Genomic DNA, 21900 nt, shown 5'->3' with positions numbered 1-21900 from the left:
TAAGTAGGTTAATACAAATATAATAAAAAAAATAAATTACATCGAAAAAAAACGACAGTTTACCGATAAAAAATACTCAAAAAAGTAAGAATAATCTTAAATTACTGTGTTACCAACCCAGTAGGTTTTTCATTTTCTAAATTTGATTGTTGGTAATAAAAATAAAATGCAGAAAGTGCTAAACACGAAGACATAAAAATAAGCAGACTTGTTTCAACTATATATAGATAAGCAACATTGATAACTTCAGAAAACACAATACACAAAGATCCTATAAACAAAAACAAAGATTTTTTATTGTCTCTGTAAAAATAATTTAATAATGAACTTGAAAGTAATAGCAACAACACAGCATTATAAATAAGCTCTAAAAAATACCTATCATCATACACTGCAACCGGATTAATTATTGCTTGTAATACATAAATTATATAAATGTCTAAAGCTGCTAAAACAATGATATGTATTTTGTAATTTTTAAATAGATGAAACCAGGAAATAGATTTACAAATTTCAAACAACAAAAATCCATAAGCCATAATATAAAGCACATTACCTGAAAAATAATACAAAAAATAAGGAATTAAGTTTTCTGTTAACTCGAGTAAATCTGAAATTGAATAAAAAATTAAAAACAAACTAAAAAATATAGTTTTCTTTTTTACACTAACAAAGTATAATAATGTAATAAAAGGTAAAATGAACGCCCTACTATATAAACTTAAAGCCTCATTTCCTAAAAATTGAGAGACACCAAAAAGTACAAATATCACGACAATTAATAGTACTAGTAATTTTGACTTGTACATATCTTGAATTAATGGTTAGAGTACAAATATACAAATTTTAATAAAATACACGTCAAAAAACATATTTTATCGACAAAATGCAATTTTATATTAATCTATGTAAGAATTCATACTCGTCAATTATATTTATTTTTAATTTTTCTGCTTTTTCTTTTTTACTTGGCCCCATTTTGTCTCCTGCAATTATAAAACTGGTTTTTGATGAAATAGAACTACTTACTCTACCTCCGTTATCTTCAATCATTTTTTTAAGTTCATCCCTAGAAATACTTTCAAAAACACCAGATACCACAAAAATTTGACCATCTAATTTGTTAGTTTGACTTTTAAGCTTTTCTGCAGAAATTTCTAACTGTACACCAAAGGCTTGTAAACGATTAATAATATACATATTTTCTTCAGAAGCAAAAAAAGCATTCACACTTTTAGCAATTTTAATTCCAATTTCATCTACATTAATTAAATCTTCTTGTGATGCTTCTGCAATCTTCTCAATACTTTTATAATGTTTTACAAGTTTCTTCGCTACTGTCTCTCCTACATACCTAATTCCTAAAGCGTATAATACACGTTCAAAAGGAATATTTTTAGACTGCTCAATACCTTGAATTAAATTATCAGCACTTTTTTCAGCCATGCGTTCTAAAGGTATCACAACCTCTTTGGTTAATTCATACAAATCAGAATAATTAGAAATTAAACCTTGATTAACTAAAAGCGCTACTGTTTCACCTCCCAAGCCTTCAATATCCATTGCCTTTCTTGAAATAAAATGCTGAATACGTCCAATTATTTGTGGTTGACAACCATTGTAATTTGGACAATAATGCTGAGCTTCTCCTACCTGCCTAACCAATTCTGTCCCACACTCAGGGCAATGAGTAATATACTGTGTTGGAATAGAATTCTCTGGACGTTTACCTAAATCAACCCCTAATATTTTTGGAATAATCTCGCCCCCCTTTTCAACATAAACTTCATCATTTATTCGAATATCCAATTTTGCAATCTGGTCTGCATTGTGTAGTGATGCACGTTTTACCTTTGTTCCCGCTAATTCTACAGGTTCCAAATTTGCTACAGGAGTAATAGCACCTGTTCTTCCTACTTGGTAAGTTATACTATTAAGTTTTGTAGAAATACGCTCTGCCTTAAATTTATAAGCCATAGCCCAACGGGGAGCTTTAGCCGTATAACCTAACTCTTCTTGTTGCTGCAAATCATTCACTTTCACAACTACCCCATCAGTTTCATAAGGCAGATCATGTCTATGCACATCCCAATACGTTATAAACTCTAAAACCTCAGCAATAGAATTTACCAACTTAGCAGCTTCTGGCACCTTAAACCCCCATTCTCTTGCTTTCTTTAAACCATCAAACTGAGCATTAACACCCAAATTATTGCCTGTTAAATTATACAGCAAGCATTCCAATGGACGCTTAGCAACCTCGGCACTATCCTGTAGTTTTAAACTTCCGGAGGCGGTATTTCTAGGGTTTCTATATGGTTCTTCCCCTATTTCAATACGCTCTTCATTCATTTTATTGAATCCATCGAACGGCAATACAATCTCACCACGAATATCAAATTTTTCTGGGAAATCACCTTTTAACTGCAAGGGTACCGATTTTATAGTTTTAACATTAGCAGTAACATTATCTCCCTGAAAACCATCGCCTCGGGTAACAGCTTTAAGCAATCTGCCATCTTCATAGGTTAAACTAATTGAAGCGCCGTCATACTTTAATTCACAAACATATTGAACATCACCATCTATTAACTTTTTAATTCGAGTTTCCCAATCTTGCAGATCCTCTTTTGAATAAGAATTCTCCAAAGAATACATACGATGTTCGTGTGGAATGGTTTCAAAATTTTTAGTTACTTGCCCACCTACGCGTTGTGTTGGAGAATTAGCGTCAAAAAATTCGGGATACTTCATTTCTAATTCCTGAAGTTCTTTGAGTTTTATATCAAAATCATAATCAGAAATTGTAGCATTATCCAAAACATAATAGTTATAATTATGTTCTCGTAGTTCATTACGCAGTGTATGTATTTTTAATTCTATATTATTCATTCCACTCACCTTTTATCATTCTATCTTTTTTAAAGATATCCTGTTTTAATTCTATATTTTGAAAATTATTTTCACAAAGTAAAGCAATCATATCATTTCCAAGATACTCATTGATTTCAAAAAACAACAAGCCTTTTTTAGTTAAATTTTGAACAGCAAATTCAGAAATAGCTTTATAAAACACGAGTGGATTTTCGTCTTTCACAAAAAGAGCCAAGTGCGGCTCATTATTTAACACATTGGATTTCATTTCTCTTTTTTCTTGTTCACGAACATACGGCGGATTAGAAACTATTATGTCAAATTTAAAATCCCAACACATTTTATTTTTCAATACATCAGTTTCTATAAATTCAACATTAACTTTGTTTAACTCTGCATTTGTTTTAGCTATTTTAAGAGCTTCTTTACTAACATCTAATGCATAAACTTTTGCTTTTGGCAAGTTTTTAGCTAAAGAAATAGCTATGCAACCACTACCTGAACCTATATCTAAAATACTAACTTCTAAATCTGTATTGCTCACTTTTGAAAGTACCCACTCTACTAACTCTTCTGTCTCTGGTCGTGGAATTAAAGTGTATGTATTCACTTTAAAAGGCAATCCATAAAATTCGGTTTCACCCAAAATATACTGTATCGGTTTTTGTTGTTTTAATAATTCTAACGCGTTTAAAATAGCTTCAGAATTGTCAACAAAATAGCCCAAATCGATAGCTAACTGAAGCCTTGACATACTATAATAAGTCTCCATTAATAAGTAAAAAAAACTATCTATCTCTTCTTTTTCAAAAAAAGAATCTAATTCTGCATGAAATATGTTTCTAATATCCTTCGCTTTCATTAAAATCTATTGTTTCAACTTGCCAACGTTATCATAATTTCTCAAATAACTATAGTATCTTTACCGCTGTTTAAAATCTTCATTTTAGAATCTGTGAAGATACATCAAATCAAAAAAACCCCATAATGAAAAGATTTATAATCTTATCAACAATATGTCTCACTGTTTTAAATTGTTCAGTAAGTGAAAAACCTCAATTTATTAGTGTTGAAAATTTAAAAGTATTTGAACACACTTCTAAACATGTTATAATAACTGCCGATGCATTATTTTCGAATCCTAATGTGATTGGAGGCTCTTTAAAAACCGATGAAATCAAAGTATATATCAATGACCATAAAATGGCAACAGTATCAACAGAAGATTTTATTGTACCAGCTAAAAAAGATTTTACAATACCAATTAAAACTCATATCCCCACAGATAGCCTTTACAGTGACAAAAATTTAAGTGGATTGTTAGGCAGTATATTTAGTAAAAAAGTAAAAGTGCAATATAAAGGTGATATAAAATACACTGTTTTTGGATTCTCTCATATTTACTCAATTAATAAAACAGAATATATAAATATTAAATTTTGAATTTGAATACTCACGAAATCTACATAAGACGTTGCATTCAAATTGCTAAAAATGGCCTAGGAACAACGCGCCCAAACCCCATGGTTGGAAGTATTATTGTACATAACAATAAAATTATTGGAGAAGGCTTTACCAGTAAGTACGGTGGAAATCATGCAGAAGTAAACGCTATAAATTCTGTATCCAACAAAAAATTATTAAGAGAATCGACAATTTATGTAATTTTAGAACCTTGCTCACACTTTGGAAAAACACCACCTTGTAGTGACCTCATTATTGAACACAACATTCCTACTGTGGTAATAGGGTGCATTGATGAACATGAAAAAGTTGCAGGAAAGGGCATTGAAAAACTCAAAAATGCTGGTTGCCATGTTATTGTTGGTATTTTAGAAAAAGAATGCAAAAACCACCTTAAACGCTTTTTTACATTTCACAATAAAAAACGCCCTTATATCATTTTAAAATGGGCTGAAACCACAGATGGTTTTATAGCACCATTAACAAAAAACGAACAAAAACCAGTGTGGATTACCAATAGGTTTTCCAGACAATTGGTTCATAAATGGCGTGCAGAAGAACAAGCTATTTTGGTAGGTACAAATACTATTTTACAAGACAACCCTAGCCTAACAACTAGAGATTGGATTGGAGAAAATCCTATTAGAATTGTTATAGACCAAAAAGAAAAACTATCAAAACAGTTGGCCGTTTTTAATAATACAAGCAAAACCATTTCTATTACCAATAGCAACATTGATTTCACTAAAAATATAGCAAAACAAATCTGCGATATTTTATTTAAAGAAAATATAAATTCTATTATTATTGAGGGTGGTGCAAAAACATTACAAACATTTATAAATGAAAATCTTTGGGACGAAGCACGAGTATTTATTGGAACTATACAATTTAAAGATGGTACCAAGGCTCCTTTACTACCCAAACAATCAAACTCCGAAGAAAAAATAACAACAGATATACTTAAAATATACAAAAATGATTAAAACCTTAATCTTCGATTTTGGCAATGTTTTTATCAATTTAGACATTGAAGGCGCCCATAAATATGCTTTAGAAACTTTTAATATCAATACACTTTCAGAAGAAATGACAGCTTTTAATAGCCTCTATGAACAAGGATTAATTTCAACAGATGAATTCCTTGAGTTTTATGCTGAGAATTTCCCAAAACTTTCAAATGATAACTTAATTAATGTTTGGAATATTATGCTGAAAGATTTCCCTAAACATCGCTTAGAATTTATAAAACACCTAAAAGCCTCTTCAAAATACAAACTCATTTTATTAAGTAACACAAACGAACTTCATATCAATTGGATAAAAGAAAATGTTTCTTTTTATGACGATTTTAAAAACTGCTTTGATGCTTTTTATTTATCTCATGAAATCAACTTAAGAAAACCTCATAATGCTATTTTTGAATTTGTTTTGAATGAAAATAATTTAAAGTCAAACGAATGTCTTTTTATTGACGACAACCTTGACAATATAAAAACAGCTACAAATTTAAAATTTGCAACTTGGCATATAAAACCAGAAACTGAAGATGTAACTACGCTATTTAAAACCAAAAACAAATTATTTTAATTCTTTTGATTGAAAAAGATACATATAAAACTATTGAAACATCAACCGAGCCCGTTTTGTTCAAAGACAAAAATAGTAAATTTCATGGCTTTGCATTTCCCGTTTTAAATGAAGATGAAGTCAAGCACTATTTAGAAAAGCTAAAAAAAGAACATCATTCAGCCAGACATTGGTGTTACGCTTATCAATTAGGTACTGAAACCTTAATATACCGTGCCAATGATGATGGCGAACCTAACAATACAGCAGGCATGCCAATATACGGACAAATTCAATCATTTGATGTTACCAATATTTTAATTGTAGTTGTTCGCTATTTTGGAGGTATAAAATTAGGTGTTGGCGGTTTAATAAATGCCTATAAAACTACAGCACAAATGGTTTTAGAACAATCTCAAATCATTGAAAAAACAATTAACATAGATTACTTAATTTCTTTTGAATACAAAAACATGAATACAGTCATGCGAATTATCAAAGAGAAAAACTTAAATATTACCAATCAAAAATTAGAATTAAGTTGCCAAATAATTATTTCAGTTAGAAAAAACGAAACTGAATCTGTTTTCACAACATTCAACCAACTGTATGAAATCAATATAAGAAAATTATAAACTATCTCTCTAAGGCTTCTAAGATATATTGAGGTGGTCTTATTGGTCTATTAGTTTTCTTATCTAAAAACACCAAAGTAGTTTCTGCAGTTGTTAAAATTTCTCCAGTCTCATTAGTGATTTCGTACTCAAATTCAATTTTAGAAGTAGGTATTTTTTTTAGTTGAGTTTTAACATTAATTACATCATCATAACCTACTGATTTTTTATAGTTTATAACTAAAGAAACTACTGGCAACATGACACCATTTTCTTCCATAGATTTATAAGAAATTCCTAATTTGCGCAACCACTCAATACGCCCCATTTCAAGATATAATGCGTAATTACCATGATAAACAACCCCCATTTGGTCTGTTTCACCGTACCTCACTCTTATTTGTATTTTATCGATTTTCATAGTAAACTTTAATATTTTTTTTGTAGATTGGACTACAGGTTAAACATGAGGAAAAATTTCTAAAAATTCAATAGTAAATCATTTTTTTTTTAAGTTTTTTGTTCACATATTTGCCACACTAAAAACGGGAGTAGACATTTTTATTGATCTACTGAAACTAAGTAACAAATAAACCATAAATTTAGATTAATGAGTGTAACTGCGCAATCGGTATGGAATAACTGTCTTGAATTCATAAAGGATAATATCCAACCGCAAGCATATAAAACTTGGTTCGAACCAATAAAAGCAGTTAAACTTACTGACAATGCTTTGAGCATTCAAGTACCTAGCAAATTCTTTTACGAATGGCTTGAAGAGCACTATGTTAAGATTCTAAAGGTTTCATTAACCAAAGAGTTAGGAGAAACTGCCAAACTTGTTTACATTATTAAAATGGAAAACACCTACGGCAACAAACAACCGTTTACAGAAAAAATACCGAGTTCAAATAGAAGCGCTGTCAAATCTCAAGAAGTAGATGTTCCTTTTAATAATAAAAATCCTGAGCTAAGAAATCCATTTGTAATCCCTGGTATCAGAAATTTACAAATTGAATCGCAGTTAAACCCTAATTATAGTTTCGAAAATTTTTTAGAAGGAGACTCTAATAGGTTAGCTCGTAGTGCAGGTTTAGCTGTAGCTTCCAAACCTGGAGGAACATCATTTAATCCATTATTAATATTTGGAGGTGTTGGTTTAGGTAAAACACATTTAGCGCATGCTATTGGTGTTGACATTAAAGATAAATATCCAGAAAAAACAGTTTTATACATTTCTGCTGAAAAATTTACTCAACAATATATTGATGCAGTAAAGAAAAACAACCGAAATGATTTTATACATTTTTATCAAATTATAGATGTATTGATTATTGATGATGTTCAGTTTCTATCAGGAAAATCTGGAACACAAGATGTTTTCTTTCATATATTTAACCACTTACACCAAAATGGGAAGCAAGTTATATTAACCAGTGACAAAGCACCTGTTGATATGCAGGATATTGAACAACGCTTACTATCTCGTTTCAAATGGGGACTTTCTGCTGAATTACAAAATCCAGATTTTGAAACTCGTGTTTCTATTTTAAAAAATAAATTGTATCGTGATGGCGTTGAAATGCCAGAAGACATCATTGATTATGTTGCCAAAAACATTAAAACCAATGTTCGTGAGTTGGAAGGCGCTATCATTTCGTTAATAGCACAATCTTCTTTTAACAAAAAAGAAATTACCATTGATTTAGCAAAACAAATCGTTGAAAAATTTGTTAAAAATACCAAACGCGAAGTTTCTATTGATTACATACAAAAAACAGTATCTGAATATTTCCAAATGGATATCAGTACACTACAATCTAAAACTCGAAAACGTCATATTGTACAGGCTCGACAACTGGCTATGTTTTTTGCTAAAAAATTCACAAAAGCTTCTTTGGCCAGTATTGGTTCTCAAATAGGAAAACGAGATCATGCAACTGTACTCCATGCTTGCAAAACAGTTGACAATTTGTCTTCAACAGATAAACAATTCAGAAAGTATGTTGAAGATATTACTAAAAAACTTTCTATTTAAAATTTAATATAATGATTAGAATTCTGATGGTTTGTTTGGGAAACATTTGTCGTTCTCCCCTTGCCGAAGGTATTTTAAAATCTAAACTTCCAAAAGACAAATTTATTATTGATTCTGCAGGAACAGCCAATTACCACACAGGAAATCCTCCAGACGAACGATCAATAGAAGTTGCTAAAAAACATGGATTAAATATTTCAAATTTAAAGGGACGTCAATTCAATGTTTCTGATTTTGAAAAATTTGATTTAATTTATGTTATGGACACTTCTAATTATAACAACGTTATTAAACTCGCTAAAAATAACGATGATATTGCTAAAGTTAAGTTTATTCTAAATGAGATTTACCCAAATCAAAATTATGACGTCCCCGATCCTTATTACGGAGGCAACAAAGGTTTTGAAAATGTTTACAGAATGCTCGATGAAGCTTGCGAAATTATCTCAAAAAAGCTTATTTGATGGTTATTAATATAACATTTTGTATTTTTATAACCACTTCTTCAATTTATTTATATCAATTCAAATGAAAACCACAGGCAAATTATACCTTATACCTACAACCCTTGGCGACAATGAACCTTTAGAGGTACTGCCTATTTCTGTAAAAAAAATCATTGAATTGATTAATACTTACATTGTTGAAAATGAAAAAACAGCCAGACGATTTATAAAAAAAATCACTCCTAAAAAACAACAATCAAGTTTAGAATTATTTCCATTAAATAAGTTTACAGATCGTATTTTATTACCTGAATTTTTAGAACCATGCTTGAAAGGTATAGATGTTGGACTCATTTCTGAAGCAGGATGCCCTGGCGTAGCAGATCCTGGTGCTGAAATAGTTAAATTAGCGCATCAAAAAAACATTCAAGTCATACCATTAGTAGGACCCTCTTCTATATTAATGGCTATGATGAGTTCCGGCTTTAATGGACAAAATTTTGCTTTTAACGGCTACCTACCTATTGAAAGTAATGAAAGAAAAAATGAAATAAAAAGATTAGAACGTCTTTCATTTGAGCAAAATCAATCACAAATATTTATAGAAACACCTTATAGAAACAATAAAATGTTGGAAAGTTTAGGTAACATTTTAGAAAATAACACCCTTATTTCAGTAGCCTGCGACATTACATTGCCCACTGAATTTATAAAAACACAAACAGCAATCGAATGGAAAAAAAATATGGTAGACCTTCATAAAAGACCTACCATATTTATTATTCATAAAGAATGATATTATTTTACATTGAAGTTGCTTTCGCTTTTTTATTTGGTTTCAAGAATGAAGTATCATAACCAGAAAAACGTTTCATGTAGTATTCAACAGTTGTGCCGTAACCATCTTCAAAAATATCAACACCGTAACTTCTTAAATAGGTCTTTACATTTCCTGCACCTGCTAAATGAGCTGCCGCCAAAATCCCTGATTCAGTAACAACAACACCATTAATTCTTTTTCCTACAAAATTTCTAATGTCACGTCTTAAAATCCATTTATTACGCTCTGCATTTGCAATAAAAGCTTTTTCTTGAAGAGCTGGATTATTCAAAAACTTTTCAGTATTATAAACACCAATAAGTTTTAAGGTTTCCTTAGCAAATTGATATTTACCTAAATAACCATAGGTATTGACTGTAAAATAATTACCTCCAGATTCCTTAAATGCCAATGCTTCTTTAAAACCCACAAAAGATTTCCCCAAATTAGGAGATAACAATTTGTTTACACTGATAGGTGACTCGTCATTATTCATAATGCTATCACTCTGGCTTACTGTGTAATTTAATACTAAGCCCTTAGTTGAGTATTTACCTAAATCAATCGCTTTATTTGATGAAAGCGAAACATACAACAGAATACATATTGTAAGAGATAAAGTAAAATAACTTGCAATATTTTTTCTCATAAATTTAAATTTTTTAGAAGTATTTTAATACAAAACACCTCTTGAAATTTCAGCGTGCAAAATTAGTCTTTTTTTTAATTATTTCAAAATTAATCGATTATGTGTTTACTTTAATTGTAGAATAGATGAAATACACACCTATTTTGACTGAATTCTAAGGTTGGAAATGGTATTTTTACCATGTCAAAAACACTAAAAATAGACCTTAAAAAAGCTGACTCTGTTTTGATCATATTCAAATTTACATCAAAACTAAAATAGAATTGCGACACCCTATTATTAGTTGTTAACATTTGATTGTCAATAACTTCCACACCAGAAAGCATACCATCAGCCCCATAACCTATTGCTATATTTAACCATTTTGGGACTTTACTATCCTTAAAAAATGAATGTATATTAGCACTCAACCAATAGGTTTGACCGTTATAATCTTTTATAATTTCTTCTAAAAAACCATCCCCAAGTTTATCAGGACGCTGTTCGGCAAACTTTGTTCGATGAAAAGAAAATTTTAAAGCAATGCGCTGCTCTTTCCAAAGTAATTCTTGACCAACATACAGTCCAGTACCAGCCGCATTGGCTCCTATATCTCCCCAAGAAAAACCCCATTCTTCTGAAAAACCATCTAAAACTTCCACTGCCGTCAAAAAACCAAACCCTAAAGTTGCTCCATAAATTAATTGATTCTTTTTCTTTACACCGCTCCAATTTAAAATATCAGCACCAAACCTTCCTAATTGATAAGAAGTAAAAGCATGTCCCATTTTATCCATCTGAAACCATTCATTATTATCATTAATAGTATGAAATTTAGAACGTGGATAATCTTGATACCAAAGTTGATCCAAACCAAGCAAGGTAATACTTGCCATAGTTGCCTCTGTAACAACTACAAAATTTGTTCGTGCTTTATATAAGGTATCACTCGGTGTTAAAAACGAATTAACTTTAGATTGAGCAACTGATATAAAAGGCAATAAAATAATAGAAAGAATATATTTAAATAATAGATTCATTACCTATTAATCCCTTGAGATGACAAGTAGCGGTGGTACTGTCTTGCATTTACATTGTGTTGCGACAAAGTTTTAGCAAATTTATGATACCCCAAACGCTTGGCATCAGCTGCAAAATATAAATAGTCATGTTTCTCAAAATTCAAAACGGCATCAATGGCAGATATATCAGGCATAGCAATTAGCCCTGGCGGTAGCCCCGTATTTTTATAAGTATTATAAGGTGATACAATCTCTTTATGAATATTTAAAACACGTTTTATAACCGTATTCTTATATTTTGGTAACTGATAGGCTGCAAATTTAAGTGTTGGATCTGCTTGCAAGGGCATACCAATACGTAACCGATTCATATAAACACCCGCAATACGCGGTTGTTCACTGGCTTGTTTAGATTCTTCATAAACAATGGACGCTAACGCAATTACCTCATCACGAGATAAACCAACAGCTTTTGCCTTTGCATTTCTAGAATCATTCCAAAATCGATTGTATTCTTTTAACATTCTACTTCTAAATTCTTCTGCAGAAGTATTCCAAAAAAACTCATAGCTATTTGGCAAGTACATTCCCAAAGCTGTAGCTTTAGAAAATCCTACATCTTTAAAAAAAGACGCGTCCTTCATGGCTGTTATTAATGAAAGACTATCTGCTTCTATTTGAGTTGCAATACGGCCTGCCAATTTTTCTAATGTATCTTGATTGTTAAAAGACAATTTTATTGGCATGTTGTTAATTCGTATAGAATTAATAATATCATTATTATTCATTCCTTTTTTAACAACATACTTTCCTGCCTTTACATGGGTAACATATTTTTTGCGCTCTGCAAGAGCATCAAAAGTATGTATGTCCTTTAATAAAGGTTCTAACTGACTACGAACTTCATCATATGTGCTATTGGTTGGAATATAAATAAAAGCGCTATCATTATTAAAAGCTGTATTAGGCTTGAACATAGCCGAATATACATAATATGAAAAATAAGCGGCAACTACTAAACCAATCAGCGCAACGGCAACAAGTATTTTTTTGAGGTACATTTAATTATTGATAAGTTGAAATAAATATTCATTTTTATAAATACCATTTATAAAATTCCAATCTTTTTTAAGGCCTACATTTTTAAAACCCTGATTGCTAAACAATTTTATACTCACATCATTTTCTTCTGAAATATTACAATACAATTGATGTAATCCTAAATGAACAAAACAATAATTAACTAACAATTTAAGCGCTTCTTTTCCGTAGCCCAATTGCCTATTGTCTTCGTTTTTAACCAAAACACCTATGCCTGCGCGTTTACTTTTAGGTTCAAAATCAAATAAATCTATTAAACCAATCGTATGATTATCATAGGTAGAAATAACTAAACGTAATTGTTTGACTTCATAAATATCTTTATGAGCATTTTCTAAATATTGTTTAATTAAAAATTTGGAATAAGGAGTAATTGTATTACTAATTTCCCAAACAGTTTCATCATTTTCAACCGCGTGAATAAACTCTAAATCTTCCGGTTCTAAAGCACGCAAGTATATATGTTCCCCTTTTAGTGTCATCATACTAACTCACCTTTAAAAACAAAAGATGCCGGACCAATTAACCAAACATTACTATAGGAACCACTTTCAAAATCAAATGTTACATGCAATTCACCTCCTTGAACACTTAATTTAACATGATTTTTTTTCGTTTTACCTATATAATGCATAGCAATAGCAACAGCAGTAACACCTGTACCACATGACAAAGTTTCATCTTCTACCCCGCGCTCATAAGTTCTCACTTTAAAATGAGAATCTGTTAATTGTTTTACAAAATTCACATTTGTCCCTACTTGATTATAAGGGGCACCATATCTAATTTTTGATCCTTTTATTTTAATATCAAATGCTTCTATATCTGATTCAAATTGCACATGATGGGGCGAACCTGTATTTAAAAAAACATGATTATCATATTTTTCAACCGTATCAACGTCCTGCATCTGAAGTTTAACAATCCCATTTTCTATAGAAGCGTTATGCAATCCATCAATGGCCTCAAAAGAACAAGTGTCTGTAATCACTCCTAATTGTTTTGCAAAAGCAACCAAGCAGCGGCCTCCATTTCCACACATAGTACTCTCATTTCCATCGGCGTTGTAATACACCATCTTAAAATCTAAAGTATCATGATTTTCTAACAAAATTAAGCCATCAGCTCCTATGCCAAAACGTCTGTCACATAAAAAAGCCACATGTTTGGTATCATTTTTGTCGAATATCTGTTGACGATTATCAATCATCACAAAATCGTTTCCTGTTCCTTGGTATTTGTAAAAAGTCTGTTTCATATAGAAGCACAAATATAGGAATATTTAACTATTTTTTTTGTTGTTAAAAGTCGTTAAAGTGGGCGTTAAAAATCGTTAAAACATAACAGGCCATTCAATAAATATTTAATTTTAATCGTTAATTAAAAATAACATCCATATTATTTTAACTAAAAACACATATTAATTATAACACACAATGAAAAAATTTGCAACATTAGTATTAGTTTCAGCATTAGGTGGTATTTTAACTTTAGGTTCATATAAACTATTTTTAGAAAAAGAAACCCCTGCACCGGTTTCAAATACCGAATCACCAACAGCAACATTTTTGCCAACAAATAATGCAAGTAACGCACTTTATAAAGCGTACGAAACTCCAGACTTTACCAAAGCAGCAGAAAACAGTATCCATTCTGTTGTTCACGTAAAGAATACGTCTATGCGGTCTAGACAAATGACCATTCAAGATTTCTTTTCTGGTAGAAATCCTCAACAAGCACAAGTTGGTACTGGTTCTGGTGTTATTATTACACCCGATGGTTATATTATAACAAACAACCATGTTATTAATAACTCTCAAGAACTCACGGTAACATTAAACGATAATAAAACATACGATGCCAAAATCATAGGCTCAGATGCCAAAACAGATATTGCCTTACTAAAAATTGAAGCCGATGAAGAATTACCATATGCTGCATTTGGAGATTCCGACCAAGCTAAAATTGGAGAATGGGTATTAGCCGTTGGTAACCCGTTTAATTTAACCTCTACTGTCACAGCAGGTATTATTAGTGCTAAATCTAGAGATTTAAGTGGCGGAACATATTCACAATCTTTTATTCAAACGGATGCTGCTGTAAACCCAGGAAACTCTGGTGGTGCTTTGGTTAACACTCATGGTGAACTTATTGGAATTAACACCGCTATTTCATCTCAAACAGGCTCTTACATCGGTTATTCATTTGCTGTACCCAGCAATATAGCTCGCAAAGTTATTGAAGACATTATGGAATACGGGAATGTACAAAATGGTATTCTTGGCGTTATGGGTGGCTCTTTAAATAGTAAAACTGCGGAAACTATTGGCATTGAAGACACTCAAGGCTTTTATATTGATAGTGTTGTGGAAGACTCTGGTGCTGAAAAAGCAGGTTTGAAAAAAGGAGACATTATCAAAGAAATTGACAATGTTAAAATTTCTAAGTTTTCTGATTTAAGTGGTCATTTAAGTACCAAACGTCCAGATGATACTGTACAAGTAACCTTTTCTCGTAATGGTGATATAAAAACCATTCCTGTAAAATTAGCAAGAAATGAAACCACAATTATTCCACTAGTAGGTCAAGTTAAAAATGCTAAAAAAGAAGATTTAAAGAAATATAAAGCTTCCAATGGTGTTAAAATATTAGAGCTAAACGAAAAATATGCGGACTATTGGAGAAACAATGGTGTAAAACCTGGTACTATTATTTCAGCCATAAACGACACCAAAATAAATTCTGTTGATGATGCTAAAAATATTTTAGATAACAGTTCGCCAAATGAACCTTTACGCATCGAAATTATTAATGAACACGGCGAAAAAGAACGTTACAATTTTAGATAAAAAATAAAATTCAGCGAAACTCATTAAAAAACATCTAAATTATTTTTCGCTTCGTATATAATTAAGCCTCACATAACGTGAGGCTTTTTATATAAAAAATGCGACATCTAAACATTATTTTATAAATTGCGTAAATTTTAGCAACCAAAATAAACCAATCTTAAATGAAACCTATTAAACTATTGCTTTTTGTAGCCACCCTATTTACTGTCTCTTTTTCTGGATTTTCACAAACTGGAGCCGATGAAGATAAACTATCATTAAACAGTGGTACGATTGACAATCAATTTGAATACATTTTAAGAAAATCTGGAAATTTTAGAGGTACAAATGGCGAGATGTATGAAGCAGTAAGGCTTAGCATGTTTCTTACATTACGTGCTCATACTATTGATTCTTTAAAAACCATTCGTAAAGATTTGGTAGATACTCAAATAGTAGTGGATAGCCAAACCAAAGAAATATCAGATTTAAAGGCAAATTTAGCAAACACTCAAAACAATTTAGAGCAAACAAATAACGAAAAAGACAGCATGTCATTGTTTGGAATGCAAATGAGTAAAACCAACTACAATGTGCTTATGTGGACTATTATTGCTGGCTTATTAGGCTTGCTACTATTCTTTATTTATAAGTTTAAAAACAGCAACGCCATTACCAAACAAGCAAAGCTCAATCTTGCTGAAATTGAAGAAGAATTTGACGAACACCGCAAAACAGCCTTAGAACGCGAACAAAAAGTAAGACGCCAACTGCAAGACGAAATAAACAAACAAAAAACAAAAAAATAATTAGGTATTATTTTATCAAATACTATTTAAAACCACTTCTTTTTTGAAGTGGTTTTTTTATGAAATTATTTTAATGTTTTGGGCATTTTAACACGCTTTTCGCTATATATTTTTTTTGATTTTATACACATGTAATTTCTTAACAACAAAACAGAAGGTTTAAAATTTAATAATCCAATATAATTTTAGTTGTACAAAAAAATGAAGTATATCCTCAGCAGAAGTGGAAGGGCTGCAATCGTTAATGCAATGTATCGCTTAATTAAATATTGTTATCATCCTCTTTTCTTTATAATAGTCTTCTTTATTTCCTAAATCAATAAAATATAATTCAACTTTTAAGTTCAAAAAAAGTTTCATAAGTATTAGTATAAAAAGTCTTCTATTAATTTAATTATAAAAAAAACAATCTTACTATTTAAGTTCTATTCTTACGCCTTGTTAAGCTAAGACAATGACTCATAGAATTTAAGCTTTTTTTTGATATTTTATATATCATTTACAACCCAAAAAAAACGCACACTAAACTATTAAATGCATTTTTAATAAACCTTTAAATAGTATAAAATACAATTAAAAATTCACCTTGTAAGCCATCACCCTATTATGAAAAAAGGTGGGAACTAACAAGGTTTGTGTTTCTGGAATATAATCAATATCAGCGGCATAAACCCCTTCATCACGCGTATCTAATAATAAGGTTTTTGTCCAATCTTTAGCATGGATATAAAACAGCTGTCCGGACCAACCAGAAGCAATAAAATCTCCATTTTCCAAACGTACTAAACCATCAGCTTGTTCTATGTCTTCAGTTAAAACATTAAACGTTTTAGTATCAAAATTTAAAGTTCCCAAAACATTGGTTTTAAAGTTCAGATAATACAAGATATCATTTTCCCATAGCAAACCATTCATTCTTCCTAATGAATCTTTGGCAACTAAACGCACCTCATCATTTTCAAGTTTATGTACCGCATTGGAATTGGAACCCGAAGTATAAACCACACCATCTGAACTTACAGTAATATCATTTAACTGTGGATTATCTGCCACAGTATACTTATTTAAAATTTGCTTTTTTTTAATATCAATTTCAACCAAATCATCAATATCATTTACATATAATTTTCCGTTAAACATCCCCATGCCTTTTGGCGCACTTAAACCGCCTTCCAACCATTTTAGTTCAGTAATGTCTCCATTAGTATTTATAGTTGAAATAAAGCCGTTTTCATCCTTATCCCATGGACCAACATTAATATTAGACACATAAATCGTTTTTGAAGCTTTATCATACAATACAGATTCACAAGTTGTTAATAAGGAATCTGTTTGCCAAAGTAATTCCAAACTTGGCTGCTTGGTTTCTCTAACAATTTCTGTGTTTGCTTGTTTTTTATTTTTTCCACAAGAAACACAAAGAAGAAATATAAAACTTAAAGACACTGACAATTTACACCACATAATGCTGATTATTTTTTAAAAATTAAACACAATAAAAATACAGATTATAGCTACTAAATCATAGTAAAAAAAGCAAAATGTATGTACTAATAAATCAAACGCTTTACAATATCTTTTACAGGCAAAATTTCGGTAGTTTGCTCAATACTAGGGCCTGCTACCCAAACCGTTTTATAAGTGGCTTTTTTAGCTGCTTTTTCAGTTGCGCGCATACCAATACTAAACCTGACCATTTTAACCCATTTTTTAAGTATCTTATGCTTGTTTAAAACCGACTCCAACCAAGTAGCTTTAGTACCTATTTTTTTAACATAAGGTGTATTAATAACGGTGCATGGTGTCCCAGATATTCGCTCTGTCATAACTATATCCTTAGCACCATAATCCACACAAGCTTGCTTATACTCATTAGTGACACCAGCTTCCACAGAGGCTATAAACGGACTTCCAACAGAAACTCCAGCTGCACCATAGCTTAGCATAATATCGATATCTTTTTTATTTCCTACACCACCTGCTGAAATAATTGGAATATCACACTCTGCTACCAAATTGGTTATTAAATCTTTTGGAGAAATAGTACCTCGATGCCCACCTGCTTGATTATTTACAGCTATAATTGCATCGGCTCCTAAACGTTCCACTTTTTGAGCAAATTTTAAATCTACCACATCACAAAATACTTTAATACCTGCTTTATGTGCTTGTTTGATAGTTTCTTCGGGACTCCCCAATGACGTAATTATAAAATCACAACCCAAATCACAAATCACTTCTAATTGTGCTTTATATTTTACATTAGATTTGTTTACGATTAAATTAAAACCAAATGAACCTCCCGCTACTTTAGCTGCTTTTAATGCTTTAATAGCAGCCTTTAATTCTTCTAAAGTTCTATAATTCAATGCAGGGATACAACCAGCTATACCTGATTTCATAGCTTCTACAACCATATCAACATTAGACACCAAAAACATAGGAGCTTGAATAATAGGATACTTTATTTTAAGTAATGCAGTTAATGTTGTGGTCATAAAAATAAGTTTATCAAATATACTAAATATTATGCACGCATAACACCTAACAATCAATGGATTAAGATTTTAACATAGAAAAAACGCATAAATATCTGACAATATGACTTTTATCATTTTTTTATTATGCACGCATAGTTAATTTTGGTTAACAATTAACTAAAATCTCCAGATTATGAAAAAAATAATATTTAGCATATTAGCTTTAGGCAGCTTTGTCTTCATGCATTCACAAACTGTTGAACTCCCTGAAACTATAATTTCAGCGCATTCAGATTATATCAATTCTGTTGTTAATGAAAACTCAATTAATTACATCAAAAAATTAGAGGAAGCTTTACTAAACTATGATCATTCTGAAATATCCAACCTTTACGATTCTAAAAAAGACATTTATAATGTAACTTTTAAAATTCCTGAAGGACAAATAATTGCATCTTTTAATAGAGAGGGAAAAATTATTAAAACCTTTGAAAAATACAAAAACATCCGATTGCCCTTAGCAGTCATGCAAGCGGTTGCTGAAAAATATCCAAATTACAGTATTATTGAAGATGTTTATGTTGCTAACTTTAATAGCGATAAGGATGATTTAAAACAAGAGTACAGAATCAAAATTAAAAACGTGGATTCTATACTTACTGTAAAAACAAACAAACAAGGTGAGTTTATTTAAATTCAACTATTCTAAAAATTGGTAATACCCACATTTTAAATAAGCACCTTCAGGGAACCCAATAGGATGGTCTATATCATGACTCGTTTGAAGAATCATCTTATAGTACCGTCCAGTTCCTGCCAATGTTTGACTATTAATATCAAAAAAAACTTGAGATGCCACTCTAGATGAACAGGATGCTAAAACTAATAAGCCTTTTTTAGCGGTTAACTTTTCGCCTAATTCTGCCAATTGGGCATATTTCTTTTTAGCTAAATCTATTTCTGAAGCCTGTTTTGCAAAACTAGGAGGATCTATGACCACAACATCAAAAGTCACTCCTTTTTTTATAAGATTTTTTAATACCTCAAAAGCATCACCAACTATCGTTTTGTGTTCGCCTGTATAACGGTTCAACTTACCATTTTCAATAGCAATCTCTAAGGCGTGTTTGCTTATATCTAAACTGGTAACTTGTTTTGCTCCATTATACAAAGCATGTACAGAAAATCCACCTGCGTAACTAAACACATCTAAAACAGTTTTTCCTTTACTCCACTCGCCTACTTGTTTTCTGTTGGCTCTATGGTCTAAAAAATAACCCGTTTTATGACCTACAATTACATTAGCTGAAAAATTAACACCGTGTTCTACAAACTTTACAACTTCTTTATCTAAAGTTCCATAAACCACTTCGCCATTTTGAATTTGATGTGTTTTAGAATTTTCCAAACTTCTACTTAAACGCAAAACAACAGTTTCTGCTTTGGAAACCTGTTGTAAACTAGGAATAATCATTTCTAAATAAGGCAACCAAATTTCTGAATAAATTTTAACAACTAAAACTTGTGCATAAACGTCTGCTATCAATCCTGGAAAACCATCGTTTTCGCCAAACAACAAACGGTAGCTATTGGTATTTATTTTTAATAATGGTATGCGTTTAGCAAAAGCTTCTTTAATTTTTTCCTTAAAAAAAGCTTCATTGATTTCTGCTTTTTCAAATCCGCTATGTAGCATTTTAATCCGAATGGGAGATTTGGCATCAAACAAGCCCAAGCCTACCACACGGTTTTTGTTTTTACTAAAAATTATGGCTAAATCGCCCGATTTAGCATCCTCATTTATTTTAGTAATATTATTAGAAAACACCCACGGATGGCCACTTAAAACAAACTGCTCGCCTTTAGAGTTTAGTTTTACCGCTAAACGTTTTGGATTGTATTTTGATTTTATTTTAGATGAAAAAAACATATATAAATTTAATACGGTTCAAAAGTATGGTTTTAATTTGATTAAAATTAAAGTAACCAATCAAACGCAACCTTTTTTAATATTTTTAATCTTTAAAATAAATTCCAATATGAAAAAGACCTCCATACTTTTAAGCCTGCTAATTCTTTTAAATCTTTCATGTTCTACAAATGATTCTGATGCTACGGTATCACTTTGGGTGGACTCTGAACGCATAGACTGTATTGGTGAGGCAGAACAAACTTGTTATAAAGTTCAGGAAAGCAGCATTATTGATGAAGCCAACTGGCATTTGTTATATGATAGCATACAAGATTTTGATGAACAATACGAAACAGGTTATATTTACAGAATTAGTGTTATTAAAATAAATATTGATAATCCTCCTGCTGATGGAAGTTCTATGAAGTATATTCTTAACAGGGTGATTAGCAAAGAACTTGATGAATAACCGTGTACTACTACTGTGCTAACACAAAAATTATAAAATTTCAACCTGGACGTTTTCTAAATTTATTTCGGAAAGCAATTCCAATTCACCTGAATTAAAAAGCCGATCTATATTATAAAAATCAATATCACTCGTTTTTGGCTTGTAGTTATTATAATCTGCAATAAGTAACGTATTGATGCGTCTTACATTTTTAGCTTCGCGAAAACGTATCCCTCCGCCATTCGTGTGATATTTGTAAGCAAGATAATCAGTGGTTTTCTTTTCTTTATGAAACCAATACATAAACACATCATCAAAATCATCACCTCCTCCAATTTCGTTAAAAGTGACTTTAATTTTTTGATAGATGTCTCCTTTAATTTCTACTTCGCCAATAACTACCTTATTCACAGCTTCAGCGTTTAGTCCATAAGGCAGTACCGAAAAATAATGAACGGAATTTAAAGCATTCTTGTATTTAGAAACCAGAGTATCATTTAATACTTGCTCCTTAGAATTAACAAATTGCGTAAATTTTGTATTGGTTAGCACATTATGTATGGTATCTCCCTCTGATACAAATTGCTGCTCCAATTTAAACAAACCACCAGTTCGTGTGGCTTGGTATAATTTATCTCTAAAAACAAAAGTCACTTTAGAGGTTTCAAAAGCAGTCCCTCCTGCTTCAACAATGGCATCATTTACAATATCAGTTGCTGTATCTTTTGTGGTTTCGTGACAAGAAAAAAATAGTACACATAAAAAAGCAGATACTAAAAGTTTCATATTAAAGAAAATTTATAGATTCAAGTCAAATTTAAATAAACAAATCTATATCAAC

Annotated in this window: 24 protein-coding genes; 11 read left to right on the top strand and 13 right to left on the bottom strand. The window is 31.0% G+C overall.

Going from position 1 to position 21900, the window contains the following annotated elements; translation table 11 throughout:
- Positions 1-101: 101 nt before the first annotated feature.
- From APS56_RS16345 to prmC, 3 genes are all read right to left on the bottom strand, one after another.
- Positions 102-809, bottom strand: coding sequence for a hypothetical protein (locus APS56_RS16345; RefSeq protein ID WP_054730886.1), 708 nt, complete (start codon positions 807-809; stop codon positions 102-104).
- A gap of 85 nt (positions 810-894) precedes the next feature.
- Positions 895-2892, bottom strand: coding sequence for an NAD-dependent DNA ligase LigA (gene ligA, locus APS56_RS16340; RefSeq protein ID WP_054730883.1), 1998 nt, complete (start codon positions 2890-2892; stop codon positions 895-897).
- Positions 2885-3736, bottom strand: a complete 852-nt coding sequence (prmC, locus tag APS56_RS16335; RefSeq protein ID WP_054730880.1) for a peptide chain release factor N(5)-glutamine methyltransferase — start codon at positions 3734-3736, stop codon at positions 2885-2887. The genes ligA and prmC overlap by 8 nt, the downstream gene beginning before the upstream one ends.
- A 125-nt stretch (positions 3737-3861) precedes the next feature.
- Between prmC and APS56_RS16330 the strand changes: the two genes are divergently transcribed.
- Genes APS56_RS16330 through APS56_RS16315 form a run of 4 tightly spaced genes read left to right on the top strand, consistent with a single transcriptional unit; the run spans position 3862 to position 6542 of the window.
- Positions 3862-4317 (top strand): LEA type 2 family protein, encoded by a 456-nt coding sequence (locus APS56_RS16330; protein WP_054730878.1) that lies wholly within the window; start codon positions 3862-3864, stop codon positions 4315-4317.
- 2 nt (positions 4318-4319) lie between these two features.
- On the top strand, positions 4320-5324 hold the full coding sequence (gene ribD / locus APS56_RS16325) for a bifunctional diaminohydroxyphosphoribosylaminopyrimidine deaminase/5-amino-6-(5-phosphoribosylamino)uracil reductase RibD (RefSeq protein ID WP_098946187.1): 1005 nt from the start codon (positions 4320-4322) through the stop codon (positions 5322-5324).
- Positions 5317-5928, top strand: a complete 612-nt coding sequence (locus APS56_RS16320; RefSeq protein WP_054730875.1) for an HAD family hydrolase — start codon at positions 5317-5319, stop codon at positions 5926-5928. Before ribD ends, APS56_RS16320 begins: the two co-directional genes overlap by 8 nt.
- A gap of 5 nt (positions 5929-5933) precedes the next feature.
- Positions 5934-6542, top strand: a complete 609-nt coding sequence (locus tag APS56_RS16315) for an IMPACT family protein (RefSeq protein ID WP_054730872.1) — start codon at positions 5934-5936, stop codon at positions 6540-6542.
- 1 nt (position 6543) lies between these two features.
- Here the strand turns inward: APS56_RS16315 and APS56_RS16310 are convergent, their stop codons facing one another.
- Entirely contained in the window at positions 6544-6942 is a 399-nt protein-coding gene (locus tag APS56_RS16310) for an acyl-CoA thioesterase (RefSeq protein ID WP_054730869.1), read from the bottom strand.
- Positions 6943-7131: 189 nt separating this feature from the next.
- Here APS56_RS16310 and dnaA point away from each other — a divergent pair, with 189 nt between their 5' ends.
- The 3 genes from dnaA (at position 7132) to APS56_RS16295 (ending at position 9801) form a co-directional block, all read left to right on the top strand.
- Positions 7132-8559, top strand: coding sequence for a chromosomal replication initiator protein DnaA (gene dnaA / locus APS56_RS16305; RefSeq protein WP_054730866.1), 1428 nt, complete (start codon positions 7132-7134; stop codon positions 8557-8559).
- An 11-nt stretch (positions 8560-8570) separates the two neighbouring features.
- Positions 8571-9023: a low molecular weight protein-tyrosine-phosphatase gene (locus APS56_RS16300; protein WP_236778438.1), complete on the top strand. Its 453-nt coding sequence runs from the start codon at positions 8571-8573 to the stop codon at positions 9021-9023.
- A 64-nt stretch (positions 9024-9087) separates the two neighbouring features.
- Positions 9088-9801, top strand: a complete 714-nt coding sequence (locus APS56_RS16295; protein WP_054730861.1) for an SAM-dependent methyltransferase — start codon at positions 9088-9090, stop codon at positions 9799-9801.
- Positions 9802-9808: 7 nt separating this feature from the next.
- Here the strand turns inward: APS56_RS16295 and APS56_RS16290 are convergent, their stop codons facing one another.
- From APS56_RS16290 to dapF, 5 genes are all read right to left on the bottom strand, one after another.
- A complete protein-coding gene (locus APS56_RS16290; protein WP_054730858.1) occupies positions 9809-10474 on the bottom strand; it encodes a lysozyme family protein in 666 nt (221 codons plus the stop codon).
- A 110-nt stretch (positions 10475-10584) separates the two neighbouring features.
- Positions 10585-11493: a DUF2279 domain-containing protein gene (locus APS56_RS16285; protein WP_054730857.1), complete on the bottom strand. Its 909-nt coding sequence runs from the start codon at positions 11491-11493 to the stop codon at positions 10585-10587.
- Complete coding sequence (mltG, locus tag APS56_RS16280; RefSeq protein WP_054730855.1) at positions 11493-12536, bottom strand: endolytic transglycosylase MltG; 1044 nt, start codon at positions 12534-12536, stop codon at positions 11493-11495. Before mltG ends, APS56_RS16285 begins: the two co-directional genes overlap by 1 nt.
- Positions 12537-13061: a GNAT family N-acetyltransferase gene (locus APS56_RS16275; protein ID WP_054730853.1), complete on the bottom strand. Its 525-nt coding sequence runs from the start codon at positions 13059-13061 to the stop codon at positions 12537-12539.
- On the bottom strand, positions 13058-13834 hold the full coding sequence (gene dapF / locus APS56_RS16270; protein ID WP_054730850.1) for a diaminopimelate epimerase: 777 nt from the start codon (positions 13832-13834) through the stop codon (positions 13058-13060). Before dapF ends, APS56_RS16275 begins: the two co-directional genes overlap by 4 nt.
- A 178-nt stretch (positions 13835-14012) precedes the next feature.
- Here dapF and APS56_RS16265 point away from each other — a divergent pair, with 178 nt between their 5' ends.
- Both APS56_RS16265 and APS56_RS16260 read left to right on the top strand, forming a co-directional pair.
- A complete protein-coding gene (locus tag APS56_RS16265; RefSeq protein WP_054730848.1) occupies positions 14013-15425 on the top strand; it encodes a Do family serine endopeptidase in 1413 nt (470 codons plus the stop codon).
- A gap of 164 nt (positions 15426-15589) precedes the next feature.
- Positions 15590-16216: a hypothetical protein gene (locus tag APS56_RS16260; RefSeq protein WP_054730845.1), complete on the top strand. Its 627-nt coding sequence runs from the start codon at positions 15590-15592 to the stop codon at positions 16214-16216.
- A 573-nt stretch (positions 16217-16789) separates the two neighbouring features.
- Here APS56_RS16260 and APS56_RS16255 read toward each other — a convergent pair.
- Both APS56_RS16255 and APS56_RS16250 read right to left on the bottom strand, forming a co-directional pair.
- Positions 16790-17680 (bottom strand): SMP-30/gluconolactonase/LRE family protein, encoded by an 891-nt coding sequence (locus APS56_RS16255; protein WP_054730842.1) that lies wholly within the window; start codon positions 17678-17680, stop codon positions 16790-16792.
- A gap of 86 nt (positions 17681-17766) precedes the next feature.
- The gene (locus APS56_RS16250; RefSeq protein ID WP_054730839.1) at positions 17767-18714 is read right to left on the bottom strand and encodes an NAD(P)H-dependent flavin oxidoreductase; all 948 of its coding nucleotides are present in this window, start codon (positions 18712-18714) and stop codon (positions 17767-17769) included.
- Between the two features lie 175 nt (positions 18715-18889).
- Between APS56_RS16250 and APS56_RS16245 the strand changes: the two genes are divergently transcribed.
- Positions 18890-19390 carry a hypothetical protein gene (locus tag APS56_RS16245; protein WP_054730836.1) on the top strand — a complete coding sequence of 167 codons (501 nt, stop codon included), beginning with the start codon at positions 18890-18892 and terminating at the stop codon, positions 19388-19390.
- A 6-nt stretch (positions 19391-19396) separates the two neighbouring features.
- Here APS56_RS16245 and APS56_RS16240 read toward each other — a convergent pair whose 3' ends face one another.
- A complete protein-coding gene (locus tag APS56_RS16240; RefSeq protein ID WP_054730833.1) occupies positions 19397-20626 on the bottom strand; it encodes a class I SAM-dependent rRNA methyltransferase in 1230 nt (409 codons plus the stop codon).
- 109 nt (positions 20627-20735) lie between these two features.
- Between APS56_RS16240 and APS56_RS16235 the strand changes: the two genes are divergently transcribed.
- Positions 20736-21077 carry a DUF4377 domain-containing protein gene (locus APS56_RS16235; RefSeq protein WP_157757695.1) on the top strand — a complete coding sequence of 114 codons (342 nt, stop codon included), beginning with the start codon at positions 20736-20738 and terminating at the stop codon, positions 21075-21077.
- A 30-nt stretch (positions 21078-21107) separates the two neighbouring features.
- On the opposite strand, the gene APS56_RS16230 is transcribed toward APS56_RS16235, so the two are convergent.
- A complete protein-coding gene (locus tag APS56_RS16230; RefSeq protein WP_054730826.1) occupies positions 21108-21845 on the bottom strand; it encodes a DUF6503 family protein in 738 nt (245 codons plus the stop codon).
- Positions 21846-21900: the final 55 nt, after the last annotated feature.

The sequence above is a fragment of the Pseudalgibacter alginicilyticus genome (assembly GCF_001310225.1).
Classification (GTDB): domain Bacteria; phylum Bacteroidota; class Bacteroidia; order Flavobacteriales; family Flavobacteriaceae; genus Pseudalgibacter; species Pseudalgibacter alginicilyticus.
This window is presented reverse-complemented; position numbering and strand designations above follow the sequence as displayed.

What these genes read in the sequence shown, in the direction of transcription:
- APS56_RS16345 (WP_054730886.1), bottom strand. Translation starts at nt 809, where the DNA reads ATGTACAAGTCAAAATTACTAGTACTATTAATTGTCGTGATATTTGTA.
- ligA (WP_054730883.1), bottom strand. Translation starts at nt 2,892, where the DNA reads ATGAATAATATAGAATTAAAAATACATACACTGCGTAATGAACTACGA.
- prmC (WP_054730880.1), bottom strand. Translation starts at nt 3,736, where the DNA reads ATGAAAGCGAAGGATATTAGAAACATATTTCATGCAGAATTAGATTCT.
- APS56_RS16330 (WP_054730878.1), top strand. Translation starts at nt 3,862, where the DNA reads ATGAAAAGATTTATAATCTTATCAACAATATGTCTCACTGTTTTAAAT.
- APS56_RS16320 (WP_054730875.1), top strand. Translation starts at nt 5,317, where the DNA reads ATGATTAAAACCTTAATCTTCGATTTTGGCAATGTTTTTATCAATTTA.
- APS56_RS16310 (WP_054730869.1), bottom strand. Translation starts at nt 6,942, where the DNA reads ATGAAAATCGATAAAATACAAATAAGAGTGAGGTACGGTGAAACAGAC.
- dnaA (WP_054730866.1), top strand. Translation starts at nt 7,132, where the DNA reads ATGAGTGTAACTGCGCAATCGGTATGGAATAACTGTCTTGAATTCATA.
- APS56_RS16300 (WP_236778438.1), top strand. Translation starts at nt 8,571, where the DNA reads ATGATTAGAATTCTGATGGTTTGTTTGGGAAACATTTGTCGTTCTCCC.
- APS56_RS16295 (WP_054730861.1), top strand. Translation starts at nt 9,088, where the DNA reads ATGAAAACCACAGGCAAATTATACCTTATACCTACAACCCTTGGCGAC.
- APS56_RS16290 (WP_054730858.1), bottom strand. Translation starts at nt 10,474, where the DNA reads ATGAGAAAAAATATTGCAAGTTATTTTACTTTATCTCTTACAATATGT.
- APS56_RS16285 (WP_054730857.1), bottom strand. Translation starts at nt 11,493, where the DNA reads ATGAATCTATTATTTAAATATATTCTTTCTATTATTTTATTGCCTTTT.
- mltG (WP_054730855.1), bottom strand. Translation starts at nt 12,536, where the DNA reads ATGTACCTCAAAAAAATACTTGTTGCCGTTGCGCTGATTGGTTTAGTA.
- APS56_RS16275 (WP_054730853.1), bottom strand. Translation starts at nt 13,061, where the DNA reads ATGATGACACTAAAAGGGGAACATATATACTTGCGTGCTTTAGAACCG.
- dapF (WP_054730850.1), bottom strand. Translation starts at nt 13,834, where the DNA reads ATGAAACAGACTTTTTACAAATACCAAGGAACAGGAAACGATTTTGTG.
- APS56_RS16265 (WP_054730848.1), top strand. Translation starts at nt 14,013, where the DNA reads ATGAAAAAATTTGCAACATTAGTATTAGTTTCAGCATTAGGTGGTATT.
- APS56_RS16260 (WP_054730845.1), top strand. Translation starts at nt 15,590, where the DNA reads ATGAAACCTATTAAACTATTGCTTTTTGTAGCCACCCTATTTACTGTC.
- APS56_RS16255 (WP_054730842.1), bottom strand. Translation starts at nt 17,680, where the DNA reads ATGTGGTGTAAATTGTCAGTGTCTTTAAGTTTTATATTTCTTCTTTGT.
- APS56_RS16250 (WP_054730839.1), bottom strand. Translation starts at nt 18,714, where the DNA reads ATGACCACAACATTAACTGCATTACTTAAAATAAAGTATCCTATTATT.
- APS56_RS16245 (WP_054730836.1), top strand. Translation starts at nt 18,890, where the DNA reads ATGAAAAAAATAATATTTAGCATATTAGCTTTAGGCAGCTTTGTCTTC.
- APS56_RS16240 (WP_054730833.1), bottom strand. Translation starts at nt 20,626, where the DNA reads ATGTTTTTTTCATCTAAAATAAAATCAAAATACAATCCAAAACGTTTA.
- APS56_RS16235 (WP_157757695.1), top strand. Translation starts at nt 20,736, where the DNA reads ATGAAAAAGACCTCCATACTTTTAAGCCTGCTAATTCTTTTAAATCTT.
- APS56_RS16230 (WP_054730826.1), bottom strand. Translation starts at nt 21,845, where the DNA reads ATGAAACTTTTAGTATCTGCTTTTTTATGTGTACTATTTTTTTCTTGT.